This window comes from Chryseobacterium jejuense (genome assembly GCF_017877355.1).
Lineage (GTDB): Bacteria > Bacteroidota > Bacteroidia > Flavobacteriales > Weeksellaceae > Chryseobacterium > Chryseobacterium jejuense_A.
Window position 1 is genome coordinate 56,818 of the sequence record NZ_JAGIPR010000016.1, and the last position, 14,304, is coordinate 71,121.

At 35.8% G+C, this 14,304-nt stretch carries 12 protein-coding genes; 6 read left to right on the top strand and 6 right to left on the bottom strand.

Going from position 1 to position 14,304, the window contains the following annotated elements; genetic code table 11:
• Positions 1-61: 61 nt before the first annotated feature.
• The gene (locus J2772_RS22650; RefSeq protein ID WP_209920886.1) at positions 62-514 is read left to right on the top strand and encodes a hypothetical protein; all 453 of its coding nucleotides are present in this window, start codon (positions 62-64) and stop codon (positions 512-514) included.
• A 181-nt stretch (positions 515-695) separates the two neighbouring features.
• Here J2772_RS22650 and J2772_RS22655 read toward each other — a convergent pair whose 3' ends face one another.
• Positions 696-1,232, bottom strand: coding sequence for a gamma carbonic anhydrase family protein (locus J2772_RS22655; RefSeq protein WP_045500733.1), 537 nt, complete (start codon positions 1,230-1,232; stop codon positions 696-698).
• Between the two features lie 167 nt (positions 1,233-1,399).
• Here J2772_RS22655 and J2772_RS22660 point away from each other — a divergent pair, with 167 nt between their 5' ends.
• From J2772_RS22660 to hemH, 3 genes are read left to right on the top strand one after another with little or no spacing between them, the layout of a single operon-like run.
• Positions 1,400-2,278 carry a NifU family protein gene (locus J2772_RS22660; protein WP_209920889.1) on the top strand — a complete coding sequence of 293 codons (879 nt, stop codon included), beginning with the start codon at positions 1,400-1,402 and terminating at the stop codon, positions 2,276-2,278.
• Positions 2,279-2,288: 10 nt separating this feature from the next.
• Positions 2,289-2,825, top strand: coding sequence for an NADPH-dependent FMN reductase (locus tag J2772_RS22665; RefSeq protein WP_209920892.1), 537 nt, complete (start codon positions 2,289-2,291; stop codon positions 2,823-2,825).
• Positions 2,826-2,830: 5 nt separating this feature from the next.
• Positions 2,831-3,865: a ferrochelatase gene (hemH, locus tag J2772_RS22670; protein ID WP_209920896.1), complete on the top strand. Its 1,035-nt coding sequence runs from the start codon at positions 2,831-2,833 to the stop codon at positions 3,863-3,865.
• A gap of 76 nt (positions 3,866-3,941) precedes the next feature.
• Here the strand turns inward: hemH and J2772_RS22675 are convergent, their stop codons facing one another.
• Positions 3,942-5,897 (bottom strand): M4 family metallopeptidase, encoded by a 1,956-nt coding sequence (locus J2772_RS22675; protein WP_209920897.1) that lies wholly within the window; start codon positions 5,895-5,897, stop codon positions 3,942-3,944.
• 327 nt (positions 5,898-6,224) lie between these two features.
• The gene (locus J2772_RS22680) at positions 6,225-7,439 is read right to left on the bottom strand and encodes a type IX secretion system plug protein domain-containing protein (RefSeq protein ID WP_209920900.1); all 1,215 of its coding nucleotides are present in this window, start codon (positions 7,437-7,439) and stop codon (positions 6,225-6,227) included.
• Positions 7,440-7,509: 70 nt separating this feature from the next.
• Between J2772_RS22680 and J2772_RS22685 the strand changes: the two genes are divergently transcribed.
• The gene (locus J2772_RS22685) at positions 7,510-8,148 is read left to right on the top strand and encodes an MBL fold metallo-hydrolase (protein WP_209920975.1); all 639 of its coding nucleotides are present in this window, start codon (positions 7,510-7,512) and stop codon (positions 8,146-8,148) included.
• An 81-nt stretch (positions 8,149-8,229) separates the two neighbouring features.
• The gene (locus tag J2772_RS22690) at positions 8,230-9,051 is read left to right on the top strand and encodes a hypothetical protein (RefSeq protein ID WP_209920904.1); all 822 of its coding nucleotides are present in this window, start codon (positions 8,230-8,232) and stop codon (positions 9,049-9,051) included.
• A gap of 65 nt (positions 9,052-9,116) precedes the next feature.
• On the opposite strand, the gene J2772_RS22695 is transcribed toward J2772_RS22690, so the two are convergent.
• Genes J2772_RS22695 through J2772_RS22705 form a run of 3 tightly spaced genes read right to left on the bottom strand, consistent with a single transcriptional unit; the run spans position 9,117 to position 14,292 of the window.
• Positions 9,117-11,555, bottom strand: a complete 2,439-nt coding sequence (locus J2772_RS22695) for a TonB-dependent receptor (RefSeq protein ID WP_209920907.1) — start codon at positions 11,553-11,555, stop codon at positions 9,117-9,119.
• 23 nt (positions 11,556-11,578) lie between these two features.
• The gene (locus tag J2772_RS22700; RefSeq protein ID WP_209920910.1) at positions 11,579-13,060 is read right to left on the bottom strand and encodes a trehalase family glycosidase; all 1,482 of its coding nucleotides are present in this window, start codon (positions 13,058-13,060) and stop codon (positions 11,579-11,581) included.
• Positions 13,061-13,062: 2 nt separating this feature from the next.
• Entirely contained in the window at positions 13,063-14,292 is a 1,230-nt protein-coding gene (locus J2772_RS22705) for an MFS transporter (RefSeq protein WP_209920913.1), read from the bottom strand.
• Positions 14,293-14,304 lie beyond the last annotated feature (12 nt).

The window sequence follows — 14,304 nt, forward strand, 5'->3', positions numbered from 1 at the left end:
GAATTTGATTTTCTTACCTTGGCATAAGTTTTGAAAATTCTTAAAAAGAAAAAAGTCTATTGTGAAAAAAATTTTCCTGCATATTCCGGTCATAGTATTATGTACTCCATTAACCCTTATTTCCTGTAATTCTACGAAGAACCTCGACACCAATCTTCCCATTGATATTGCCTACAGACCGGTTGATGAAGACAGCCAGAAATATGATCAAGCACAGTTGGATAAACTAAAAGCGTCCATTGAATCTGAAGCTAAAGGAGAAGAGTGTACGAATGGCAGTGACTGGACATTTGCTCCCATGGGAGTAAAATCCTGTGGCGGTCCTCAGCAATATATTGCTTATCCTAAAAAAATTGAAGCTTCAATTCTTCCAAGAATCAATGAATATACTGACAAAATAAGGATTTTTAACGAAAAATATAATATTGTGTCTGACTGTATGGTGATTACGCCTCCTGCATATGTTAAATGCATCAAAGGAGAAGCAAGGCTGATTACACCAGAATCAAAATAAAAAATAAAGCAAAGGTTCTATATCAAATCAATACTAAGACTTGATATACAAAGCTCCGTCGGAAGACAGAGCTTTTGTTTTTTATATATTAAAGTTCAGACTTGAGATTTAAAGATTGGAGATGAGAGCACACTCTTCAACCAAAAACTTTAAACACGAAACTTGCACCACGTATCCCGAACTACAACTCGTAATCCTTCACATTCTCCTTATACCAGGATGAATATTTAACATAATTATCTGCAATTCTGTTTACCTCCCCTTCCAATAACTGAGCATTGATGTCCTTAATCTTTTTAGCAGGAACTCCACCCCAAACTTCTCCGGATTTAATATGTGTTCCCTGAGTGACTACAGAACCTGCCCCAACGATTGAATTTTCTTCAACCAGACAGTCATCCATCACAATAGCTCCCATTCCAATCAGTACATTATCTTTAATGGTACATCCGTGAACAATGGCATTGTGGCCAATAGAAACATTATTTCCGATATTCAAAGGATGTTTCTGATAGGTACAGTGTAACATTGCATTATCCTGAACATTGACTTTATCACCCATTTTGATATAATGAACATCACCTCTGATTACTGCATTATACCAGACGCTGCAATCTTTTCCCATAGTAACATCTCCAATGATAGTAGCTGTTTCAGCTAAGAATGTATTCTCTCCGATCTGTGGTATTTTCCCTAAAAGTTCTTTTACAAGTGCCATAGTTTTAATTTGAAAATTTGAAAATAAGCCCATTTGAAAATCATTATTTCCTACCTTCTGATTTTTAGCATCTAACTTCTAAATTACAGTGATAGCAAAAATCTAACTCTCAATTTTCAGCTTCTAACTTCTAATGCGTATTTTTGTATCTCAAATTTAACGAAAAAATGCGTACCGTACTTATAGAACCAACCGAAAACCCGAAAGTGATGAAATTTGTTGCAGATTACAACTTGATTCCAGGGTCTTTGGAGTTGGACAGAACTTCAGATGTTTCAGAAATTCCTTTAGCTCAGGAGCTTTTCAATTATCCATTTGTAGAAAGAATTTTCATTACTGCTAATTTTGTAGCTGTAGCAAAACAGGATACTATTGAATGGGAACATGTTGCTGAAAGTCTGAAAAATGTAATTGAAGACGAATTATTGGCCAACCCAAGAATCTATCTTCAGAAGAAAAAAGAAATGTATCAGATTTATTCTGAAATGACTCCAAACCCTAATGTAATGAAGTTTGTATCCAGCAAACTGCTTATGGAAGGATTTGTAGAAGTAAAATCAAAAGAAGCTGCAGAAGAAGTTCCTTTAGCAGCTGCTATCTTCAATGAGTTCGAATTTGCAACAGAGGTTTTCATTTCTGATAATTTCGTAGCTGTCACAAAGAATCATTCTGTTGAATGGCATGAGGTAATGATTACCGTTCGTGCTCTTATTGCAGATTATCTTCAAAATGGTGGTGAAATTTCTAAAATTGAGCCTCAGAAGCACGAAAATCCTGTAGAAAAGATTATCAACAGAGATTATACTGACGATGAGCAGAAAATTTCTGACATTCTAAATGAATATGTAGCTCCGGCTGTAGAAAATGATGGTGGAAAAATTTCACTAATGGAATATGATGAATCCACCAAAACAGCTAAAATGCTTTTACAGGGAGCTTGTTCAGGATGTCCGAGTTCTACAGCTACTTTGAAGAACGGAATTGAAAATATTTTAAAACAATTCGTTCCGGATCTTGTAGAAAAAGTGGAGGCTGTAAACGGATAATCAATATTTCATGATCAACACAAAAAAGATTCTCATCATTATTGGAAGTGCTACCAAGAATTCCAGTAATCAGAAACTGATGGAACAGGTATTGGAAAAGAACCCCAATATTCATTTTCATATGTATGATGATCTTTCCGTTCTTCCTCATTTTGACACTTCATTAACTGATGTTGACACTCCTGAGGAAATTGTAAAGATCAGAGAATACATTAATAATTCGGCAGGAGTTATTATTTCTACTCCGGAATATATTTTTAGTATTCCGAGCAGATTAAAAAACTTGTTGGAATGGTGTGTTTCTACAAATGTCTTTCTGGACAAACCGGTTGCATTCATTACAGGATCTGCCAGTGGAGAGAAAGGTCATGAAGAATTATTATTGATTTTAAAAACCCTTGGCGCAGTCATTGATGATAAACATCAGCTTTTAATCAAGGCGATAAAGGGTAAGTTTGAGTCTGATGGCTCGGTTGAAAATAATACCTTTGCTAAAGTATTAGAATTGATAACGGATTTTGAACAATCTGTTTCATCATTAAAATAAAAAAATTGAATAAAAAAGGAATTTTACTGGTCAACCTTGGATCACCAAGATCTACGGCTGTAAATGATGTAAAGGAATATCTTGATGAATTTTTGATGGACGAAAGGGTAATTGATTACCGTTGGATCTTTCGGGCACTGCTTGTTCAGGGGATTATCCTGAAAACAAGACCTGCAAAATCTGCCGAAGCCTATAAAACAGTATGGACGGATGAAGGTTCACCTTTAGTTGTTATTACTGAAAAGATTCAGAAGAAACTTCAAAAATTGGTAGATGTACCTGTGGAAATCGGGATGAGATATGCAGAGCCAAGTATTGAGACCGGAATCCAGAAACTGGTAGATCAGGGAATTTCTGAAATTGTACTTTTTCCTTTGTACCCGCAATATGCAATGAGTACTACAGAAACCGTTATTGAAAAAGCGGAAGAAGTAAGAAAGAAGAAATTTCCAAAAGTAAAAATCAATTATATTCAACCTTTCTATAACAGAGATATTTATATCAACTGTCTGGCAGAAAGTATCAAGGAAAAACTTCCTGAAAATTTTGATGCTCTTCAGTTTTCTTATCATGGAGTTCCGGAAAGACATTTGTACAAAACAGATCCTTCCAACACCTGTAAAATTGATGATGCCAATTGTATCAACAGTCAGGTAGATACTCATAATGCCTATTGTTATAGACACCAGTGTTATAAAACCACTGAGGCTGTCATAGCTAAAATGGGGCTTCCAAAAGAAAAGACAATTGTATCCTTCCAATCCAGATTAGGAAAAGACAAATGGATTGAACCTTACACGGATGAAACTCTGGAAACCATTCCTAAAAAAGGAGTTAAAAATCTTGCAGTGGTTTGTCCTGCTTTCGTATCAGACTGCCTTGAAACACTGGAAGAAATTTCAGAGGAAGGAAAAGAGCAGTTTATGCATGGTGGTGGAGAAAATTTCCACTATATCCCGTGTCTGAATGATGAAGACCGATGGATTGAAGTAGTAAAAACACTTTGCGAAGAGAAACTGAATGATTTTTATCTGGTATAAAATTATTAAGTCAAAATATACAAAAGGCCACAGAAGAATTTCCGTGGCCTTTCTCTTGAAATATATTAAAGTAAGTTTATTTTTTAATTAAGTTTCCGGCTTTCTGCCCGTTCACGGTTACAATATAAACTCCAGGAAGCATATTGGATGGCAGCTGTATTTCTACTCTATTTGCACCATCAATAAGATTAACTTTTTCTGAAAGTTCTCTTCTTCCCGTTAGGTTTACCAGTTCTACAGTTCCTTTACCTGCTTTTCCATTAAACACTACCGTAAATCTTTCTGTTGCCGGATTTGGGCTGATGGTATAAGGAGACTCATTAGCATCTGCTGCAATAAGTCCTGCTGCAGAAGTTCCTCCGCCCACTCCTACTGCGTTCCATGCATTGGTAACCTGTGTTACTTCATTACTTCCGGCACCGTACAGATCTGTTGCAGCCTGTAAAGAATATGTTCTTGTATTCGCGTAAGTAGAAGTAGAAGTAAGATAAGTTGTCAGCGTTCTGTAAGCAATGGCTCCTGCTTTATCCAATCCTATTCCGGAAACATTATAAGCAAAACCATTGTCGTTGGTTCCGGTTCCTCCTGTTACCAATAAATAATACCAGAAATTTAAAACTCCAGAATTGGTATGAACACCACAATAGTCATTGGCCTGACTAGGGCTTGCACAACCTGAAGTAGTCGCAGCTTTCCAATAGGTTCCTTGATAAGTATCCGGCTGACGGTAAGCATTAGGGTTTGACATATCACGGATAACATAGCTGAAATCTTCTCCCAATGTCCAGCTTGCCTGCGTTGGTCTTGCCCAACGTTCTATGGTATTTCCAAAGATGTCTGAGAAACCTTCATTCAATGCTCCCGGTTCTCTTTGATAAACAAGGTTTGCAGTCTTAGAAGTCATCCCATGGGTAATTTCATGACCACAAACATCAATAGCTGTTAAAGGTTTTCCACCGTTTGTTGTAGAGCTTCCATCGCCGTAAAGCATTCTTGATCCATCCCAATAGGCATTAAAAATATTATTTCCATAATGAACATAAGATTTTATAGCAAAGTGATTGTTATCAATACTTTTCCTTCCGAATTTTGTGAAATAATAATCCAATGTCATTTCGGCTCCCCAATGAGCGTCAGTAGCATATTGATCTTTATTGGTATTTACATTATTCCAAACATTATCGGTATCTGTAAAATCTACAGCTGACGAAAAATTAGTTGTTTTTTTAAGGTTATAGGTCTCCACTGCTGTTCCACCATTTCTTCCTGTTTCTCTTAATCTGTAACTTCCGCCATAAGAATCAGCTATTATATTTCTGCTTCCACTATAAACGGTAGTAGCCGTTCCCGGAGTATTTACTTCATGAATGATGGCATCCATTCCCAGAACTTTTCCATTCTTAGCATCTACAAAAACATATTGTCTGCTTAGAGGCTTCTCAGCATACACATCAAATTTATAAGCTAACTTCAAGTCCTTAAGTGTTTCATCTGTAGGATCTGAATAGTAGACAAGCTCACCTTTAGGAACAAAACTTGCATTATCATCTTTAGATTCTTTTTTAATAAAGTCTTCCTCTTCTTTATTTTGCCATTTATATTGTTCGGCACCTACAAAATTCAAAGCATTTTGTAAGGCGATTTTTTCAGAAATATTGGATTTTTTTTCAACTCCTGATGGAACTTTAAGCACCCATTTTCCGGACTGCCCAACAATTTTACCGTCTTTAGTCTGTACAGCCATTACTCCATACTCTACAGGAATATCATTTACGGTCTGTTGAAATCTATGGGTTTCAAAGCCTAGCTTATCGGTTTCAAGTCCTAATTTACGGGCTTGTCCCGGTGAAAGTCTCTCAGATTTTTCATCAAATAAAACAGGACTTCCCTGAAAAGCAGGTCCATCTTTTTCAAATCTCAAGAATTCCGCGTGTAATCCACTTTTACCAGGAATTACTTTTGACGGAGTGTTTTGTCCGAAAACGAATGAGCAGGCTGCAATGCTCGCTGCTAGAATAAATTTTGCTTTCATAAATAATATTTGTTAAGTGTGAGACGAAGATAAAAGTTTTTCGCAATAAATCGATATATACATTACATAAAATTCAATTGAAAATATAAATCATTAAACAAACCATAATAATGATTTTAAAACAAAGCGAAATAATTAAAAATGATTTTATTATTTTGAAGATTTTACATGAAATTATTTCTTAGAAATCAATATTTTGTGAATTATTTTTTCAAACCATGTTTCACATTTTATTGAATAAAATTATTCTGATTTGGAATATTTATTAAAAAAATAAGGCTACCTCATTAGAGACAGCCTTTGAATATTTTAAATAAAGCTATATAACTATTTCCTAACAGGAGTCCTGAATTCGCCATAACCTATCAATCCATCATAATTTCGTCCGAAAGGAGCATAGTAAAGAAATGCCTGATAAAGATTTTCTGTCTGCCAGAAATTACCATTCACTTCTCCAAAATCTAAAGGTGCATCTCCTTGTTTCGTTGCAAGAACATAATTATAAAATCCTTGCTTTAGGAATAATTTGGCAACATATTGCTTCGTTGCTGCATCATACTGCATTTGGTTGTCTTTGCTGGGTTTAAAATTATTAAATCCACCCAGAATATAAATATCTTTATCTACCGGATCTGATTCAAGATAAAAATACACCCATGAATAGTCTGCTTCTCTTTCAGCATCTCTTTCTCTTCCCAGGTCATTTCTTCTGTAATACCAGGCTCCGTTTACATCGGGCTGATATTGATAGTTTAAAGGAAATGCCCATATCGGATGTAAATAGGTATGATTAGCATCATCTTTTACTTCTACCGCACGAACCATATCTGCTGCGATGGTCATATTCTTATTATCAAAATAATAAAATTCATTGTCTCCAGGAAAAACAAGATTCATCTGTTGGAAAAGCAATTGGTTCCCCAAAACAGTACTTGGTTTCAGATTAGAAATCACCATATTCGGATTGTTATTCTGCATCACATTCAAGCTCATGGAGTTGACATTGGAAGAAAGATCACCCACTTTTGGTAGAGCCTTTATTTCTACTCTTTGATTGATATTGGGATTCTTGGCATCTGCAATCCTTGAAACATTAACCCCAAGGGAAGCAGCATCTTCTACCAGATAGAAACGTCTTTTGAATAGTGGTTTGTCTGCAGAATCCTTATAAACGATCAACTCAAAGTTTCCTGATATTTTCGGCTGTATTTTATCATTGGGGAAAGTTAGTTTATAATGAGTATATGCCTGTAAAGTATTGAAAGAATATTGAAACTTATCCAGTAATCCGTTCATACTGCCCGTGGCAATTTCTGTAAAGAACAGATTATCGTCGTTCCAGTTTCTGTCATAATGCTTGATGGTATACCGGTAGATCTCGCTTCCATTGGTAAGATCATCAAAACTCAACACCAATTGTTCACCGAACTTAATGACCGGCGTTTCATCATTCGTCTGTGGATTAAATAACTGGATGCTTTGGATATTCTGTCCATACACCAGCCCACCCAGGGAAAGTAAGAGTATTCGCAAAGTTTTCATTATGACGAAGATAACGAAAAATAGCCATTTTCTTAATAATATCGTATTTTTGAATAAAAATATTCAGATTATGCTTCAGATTCAAGGCTTCGTATGCAACTTTGCAAGTGAGAATACCTACATTCTTTATAATGAAAACAAAAATGCCTGGTTAATAGATCCAGGAAATATGAATGAGCAGGAAACCAAAGCCATTGATAACTTCATCAAAGAAAAAGAGCTGATCATTCAGAAAATTCTTTTAACGCATGCTCATATTGATCATGTTTTAGGGCTTCAGTGGGCATTTGACACGTTCAAAGTTCCAGTGAATATGCATCAGGAGGATCAGGAAGTTCTTGATATGCTTCAGGCGAGTGGATTGAGATTCGGATTCCCTGTTGATCCTGTAAAAGTAGATATTACTTATGTAAACGAAGGAGAAGAACTTGAACTGGACGGAGAGAAATTTAAAATCTACCACGTTCCTGGGCATTCTCCGGGAAGTATTGTGTATCACAACGAAAATCAGAAATTCATGATCTCCGGTGATGTACTTTTTGAAGGCAGCATCGGAAGAACAGATCTTTATAAAGGAAATTATGAACAATTAATTGACGGCATTAAAACTAAACTTTTCGTATTGGACCCTGAAACACAGGTTTTCTCCGGTCATGGAAATCCTACTTCGATTGGGTTTGAGAAACAGTATAATCCGTTTTTTAAGTAAACAGGATTTGAATTTGGGAGTTTGAGGGTTGTAGAGTCGGTGAGCTTTAGTCATAATTATAAACAACTCATAAGTAATAAAATGACATCAAAAAAAACATATACGCTATTTTTCATCTTATTTTTTTTCATAGCAAAAGTAAATGCCCAATTTGTAGGATACTATAAGCTGGATGATGAGGAGCCGGATTCTTCATTGTTTGTATTACCCAACAATGAATTTTATTTCTTTAAATATGGTAGTTGGAAAACCGGAAAGTGGAATAAAGTTGATGAAGATAATATAGTATTAACTGAAGTTAAAGCTGAAGAAAACCCTATTAATATTTACGGAAAATTTGATAAAAATAAAAAAGACATTACCGTTAATTTATTAGGTTATATGAATGGTACCTCTAAATCATATGCTTTTATAAATTTTTCGAAGGATATGACTACTCAGAAAAAATTTCAGCCCATTTTTAATGATGATAAGAAATTATTCGAAAGCAGTTATGAGCTCACAAAAAACAACAACGGATATAATTGGATGACAATCAGTATTCCACGCAATAAGAATAAGTATAAAAACAATATCAGCTATCCTTTTGACGCATTGAGCTACACATATCCAATAAATAAAAAGTATAATTACTACATTGTCATACAAAATATTGATTCTATTCTACCGCCCATCACCTTAAAACTTACAAAACAAAATAAAAACTATTACATAGGTTTTGATAGATATATAAAACAAAAAGAGTTGACAGCAGCTGAAACATTGAAAAAAATTCAAGATGCCAAAATATCAGCTGAAAATGAAAGTTATAAGAAGAATTTCGGCGCTAAAATCCCTTATCAATCTGTTGAAAAAGCTATGATAAACGAAAGTTCAGTTCTTAATTCTCTGAACGAAAATTAGATAAGTTAATAAAAAAAACCGTCAGAACCAGGTCCTGACGGTTTCGTGTTATAAAGAAATAGAGTTTAGAAATCTAAAGTGATTGAGGCTCTGGCAGCAGCTCCCATAATAGGTCTTGCCATTCTGATATTGCCTGCTACAGTTTGAGACCTTGGATCACCCTCTGTAATACCAATCGTATTAAAGATATTGGTTCCGTCTATAGCAAAACGTATTTTTCCCAACTGATAAGACATTCCTGCTCCAAATTCAGTGAAGGAAGGCAGAATGTTATCATCTGTATTTCCTTCATTCTGGAAGCGTTTTCCATAATAATTCATACTTACATAGGCTCTCCAGTCTTTGGTGATATTTACGGCAGGAGAAATATTGAAATAGAACTTAGGAATTCTTCTTACTACATTTCCATCATAGTCGAAAGTCGTACCATCGGCATTTCGTCCTGTAAAATCTTTATATTTTGGGCTCTGAATGGTTCCGTTGAAAGTCACTTCAAAGATATTATTGAATAATCTTGCATATCCTTCAATTTCGACCCCAAAATTAGTGGTATTGGCAAATTTATTCTCTGAAGTTCCATCTGAATAAACATCCGTAAATGAAAGATTTTTAAGCGCAGAATAAAAAGGAATGACTGCAATATCGAAAGTGCGGGAATAATACTTATACCCAACTTCCAGTTGATTGGTCAGTACAGGTTTTACAACACTCAGATTTCCTATATTATTATAGTATGCTTCTTCATTCGGAGATCTGAAACCGTGAGAAAAACGGGCATACACTGCATTTTCACGATTAATCTTATAATTGGAAGCCAATGTATAGGAGACTTTGTTAATATCATAATACCAATACGTATGCTGATTTCCCAAAACATTCATATTATCATCTGCTGTGGTGGTATCAAAACCATGAGTTCCGTCAACCGTTAAGCCTGAATTATTAAGATTGGCAGTAGTGGTGTTGACTTTATATCCTCTGTAATAGTCACGGCTGTATCGGATTCCTCCATTAAAACTTAATGCATCCGTTACATTATAATCCAGATTTAAATAAAGATCATTTAAACTTCCCTGAATCTGCGAGTCTCTAAGTAAGCTAGACATGTTTAAAACTCCATTATAGGTTTTAGAATATCCTACACTGCTTGGGCTGAGAGACGGATCTACCAGATTTAACAGTTCAGGTCTGTCTGTTGCTGTTGCCAAAATATTGCTCCAGTTCCAGTATTGATGGGATTTCCAGTTTGATTTATAAAATCCTGCCGTTACATTTCCTTTGTCAAATTTGTAGTTGAACTGTAAGTCGTTCACAAAATTATTCATTTGCTTATCTATAGCCCAGAACCCCAATTTTTGTACAAACTGAGGAGCGACCACTGCTCCACTGCTTACCATCGAGTACTGATAGTTAGTCATCCCCATACCTTTTGTAGCAAAATCAGCACCTGTTTGAGGGGCTCCTGCCGGGAAAATCCCTGTATAGTTCATATCTATATTGGTATATCTGGTTTTATTTAAAACGCTGAAATTTCCACCAAGATCATATTTAAACTCAGCTCCTAAAACATCTACTTTTGGATGAATCCCATCTTCCAGATTTCTATTGAAAAAGCCACCTCCAGCCTGTGGAATATTTAATTGACTGATCGCTCTGTAGCTGTATGTTCCGTAATTTGGATCAAAACCTGAGAATCCTTTCAGTTGATCTCCATCCTGCGTTAAAGGAATCGGAAGGAAGAAAGTATTTCTGTCATCCAGCTTTTTATAGTAAACTTTAACATAGCCTTTATCAAAAACATACTTTAGATTCATTCTGATCTGTCCTCCGTTATTGGCTTTGAATCCTGTTTTCCTGATTCCGTCATCTGATCTGTAGAAACCACCAATATTGAAGAATAATTTATCTTTTACCAAAGCACCACCCACATTAAGATCTGTACGGATCAATCCATAGGTACTGGTTTCCAACTTTGCACTTCCTTTAAAATCATTAGTTCCTTCTTTAGATATAAAGTTAATCAATCCTCCCGGAGAGTTATTGGCATAAATAGATCCGGAACCTCCTCTTAAAGCTTCCAAACGACTCACGGTATTATCTACACGGAAAAAATTATCTGCATTAGCGAATTGAAGTGCGCCATCTTCAAAAACCGGTAGCCCATCTTCCTGAACCTGCACAAACTCATAAGCTCCTGCAGAAGGAATACCTCTTGCAAAAAGGTTATTCCCTACTTCCCCTCCTGAAGTTTCCACGGCAAATCCCGGAACTCTCTGAAGCAAGGCAGCAGCACTGATTGGATTCTGTTTCTGAATTTCCTTGGCACTGAATGTTGAAATAGCGGTACTGGATTCTATTTTTTTCTTGGGATTAGAGTTCCCTGTAATGACAACCTGATCGATAGAAGAAACTTTCACAGAATCCTGTGGAGTTTCCTGTGCATATGCTTTATTGAAATACAATACAGCAGTTGCGGCGATTAAAAAGATTGATTTTTTTTTCATAGCCCTATTTTTTATTGTTAGTTTCAGTTTTGTTGTAGTTTTAAATACACACCATTCGTCCAACCGAATCCATCCTGATTGGGATATTCTCCGCCTCCTGCTATTGTTTCCGTATCTAATGCATTGTATTTTTCCATCAGTTTCCCTGTATTCTTGTATACCCTTTCTACATTGAAACACCAGTTCTTTTTAATTGTTTCAGCCAATTCATTAAAACCATAATTTTTCATTGCTTTAAAGCCAAGCCATTGATAAGGTGCCCAGGCATTGGGTAAATCCCATTGTTGTCCTGTTTTTTTGGTAGTGGTAACCAACCCTCCGGGATATAAAAACTTTTCAGAAATAGTTTCAGCTACTGCTTTGGCCTGATCCTGATCTGCAATTCCAAGGAATAAAGGGTAAAGAGCAGCAATATGTTCAGACGGTGTTTTTGTGTTTTTTTTAATATGATAGTCTCTGTAAATCTTCGTCTTTTCATCCCAGAAGTATTTATTAATCATATGTCTTCGCTTTGCTGCTCTTTCTGTAAAATAATTTTCTTTGTCTTTCAGATTCTGAAGTGCTGATGATTTTGCCAGTGTAGTTTCCAAATGCCATAAAAGACAGTTTAGGTCAACTTCAGCAAGATTCAGAGTTTCTATCGTCTGAATATGTTCTCCGTCTGCCAACCATCTGCTGGAAAAATCCCAGCCGGATTCACAGGCGCTTCTTATATTTCTGTAAAATTCTTTTCCTGTAGCATTTTCCTGATCTTCAATATCAATCAGGTAACTTTCAGGACGAGGTTCATTTTCTGCGTCATAATACCTGTTCAGGATATCTCCATCCTGAGTTTTTACAACTCTTCTGAAGCCTGATCCGCTTTCGGCATCCTCTTTTCCATCCATCCAGAAAGCATATTCTTTTTCTAAAGTATCATGATATTTTGTATAAATAGCTTCATCATTCTTTGTCTCAGCAAGGAGTTCCAACATCAAGGAAAAATAAGGAGGCTGTGAACGGCTTAAAAAATGAGTTCTGCTCGCATTGGGAACAAATCCAACATTCTGGATCAGGTAAGAACAGTTTTCTACAATATTCTCCATCATTTCCACTCTACCGGAAACCTGCAGCCCTAGCATAATAAAATAGCTGTCCCAATAAAAAAACTCATTGAAGCGTCCGCCCGGAACGATATAAGGCTTTGGTAATTTTAAAAGTGTTCCTTTTTCTTCATAAGCAGTGCGTGTCAATTCATCCCAAAGCTTTTCTATATGCTGCCCAATGGGAAGATGATCTTCTCTCTGAACAGACACTTTAGCTCCTAAAAAATCAAAGTGAGTCATCACAAAACTTTTCAGATCAAAACCAGCAGAGTCTTTTTCCTGCTCATATTTTGCATTGATCTCTGCAATCGGAAATAAAGGAACTGCATCCGTCATCATTTTCTGATCTTCAAAAATCTTTGACTTTTGTACGGCGTCAAAAAGAGCCTGAATTTCTTTAATATAAAGCTGATTACTCATGGTTATTTTTTAGGATTAATTTTTAATTTATTCATGAAAATGGCTGAAGTGATTAACATTGAAAGGGGAATCAGAGACAGATAAAATGCCTGTTGACCACTAAATTCCTGAAATACAAAACCTGTAATGATGGAACCTATTGTTCCTCCAATCGCAGAAAAAACCACGATTAAACCAGACATTGCACTGTGTAAATATTTAGGAATAGAAGCCAATATCACTGAGTTAATGCTTGGATAAATTGGGGCTAACAAACCTCCCATTAATGGAAACAGATATACTACAAGCGGAGCATTCAACCAATTTGTACCCGCGTCAATATGGATATTGTGAGTTAATGGAAGCACTAAAAGTAAACTTGCCGCAAATCCAATCACACAGAATGATACCACATAAATCCAACTGATCTTCCTGGAAAAAAAACCGGATAGAAATCTTCCCAGCGCAAAAGCTCCTGCTAAAACAGCTCCTGCCTGAATACTCATAGAAGTAGGAACTTTTAAAATTTCTTTATAAAATGTGGGAGTCCATGTTTGAAAACTCTGCTCTACCAATACAAAAAGGAAAGCACACAGTAAAAAGCACAATACTTTTTTATAACTGAATAAGCTTGCGCTGTTTTTCAGATCTCCCACCCAATCGGTTTTCTCACTTTTCGCTGCTGTTTCATTTAATTTTGAAAAGAATAAAAATAAAAAAGATAGTGAGGAAAGGGCTCCTAAAATCCAATATACATTCAGCCAATGGGTTGATTTTGGATTGTGATCATCAATATATAGACTGAACAAAACATTTCCAGCCAACACGCCAATCATGAAAAATCCTTCCAGAAATCCCATAAAGCTTGAATGCTCTTTATCTGTTTCTGTTACCAAACCAATAGAGGTGAAAACAGAAATTTTAATCAGAGCAAAGGAAACTCCTACAATGGCAAATAATAATTTAAAGAACCAGAAATCATTGGTAAACGGCATCACAAAGCACATACCACTCACCAGAAATAAGGCAATCAGCATAGATTTTTTGATTCCTATTTTAGGAAGAAATGAAGCCAGAATGAAAGAACAGATGGCAATCGGAAGATCTTTAAATCCTTCCAATACACTGGCGGATGATTTCGAAATTCCAAAGTTCTGCTGAACCTGTAAAATAACAGTTCCTACAGAATTCAGAAGAATTGCGAAAACAAAATAGTTCAAAAATAGAACCGCCTTGATGTTGAAGTTTTTCATTCAGGTTATTTC

Excerpts from the sequence above, each read along its gene's own strand:
- J2772_RS22655 (WP_045500733.1), bottom strand. The coding sequence starts at position 1,232 with ATGGCACTTGTAAAAGAACTTTTAGGGAAAATACCACAGATCGGAGAG.
- J2772_RS22690 (WP_209920904.1), top strand. The coding sequence starts at position 8,230 with ATGACATCAAAAAAAACATATACGCTATTTTTCATCTTATTTTTTTTC.
- J2772_RS22695 (WP_209920907.1), bottom strand. The coding sequence starts at position 11,555 with ATGAAAAAAAAATCAATCTTTTTAATCGCCGCAACTGCTGTATTGTAT.
- J2772_RS22660 (WP_209920889.1), top strand. The coding sequence starts at position 1,400 with ATGCGTACCGTACTTATAGAACCAACCGAAAACCCGAAAGTGATGAAA.
- J2772_RS22680 (WP_209920900.1), bottom strand. The coding sequence starts at position 7,439 with ATGAAAACTTTGCGAATACTCTTACTTTCCCTGGGTGGGCTGGTGTAT.
- J2772_RS22685 (WP_209920975.1), top strand. The coding sequence starts at position 7,510 with ATGCTTCAGATTCAAGGCTTCGTATGCAACTTTGCAAGTGAGAATACC.
- J2772_RS22705 (WP_209920913.1), bottom strand. The coding sequence starts at position 14,292 with ATGAAAAACTTCAACATCAAGGCGGTTCTATTTTTGAACTATTTTGTT.
- J2772_RS22665 (WP_209920892.1), top strand. The coding sequence starts at position 2,289 with ATGATCAACACAAAAAAGATTCTCATCATTATTGGAAGTGCTACCAAG.
- J2772_RS22700 (WP_209920910.1), bottom strand. The coding sequence starts at position 13,060 with ATGAGTAATCAGCTTTATATTAAAGAAATTCAGGCTCTTTTTGACGCC.
- J2772_RS22675 (WP_209920897.1), bottom strand. The coding sequence starts at position 5,897 with ATGAAAGCAAAATTTATTCTAGCAGCGAGCATTGCAGCCTGCTCATTC.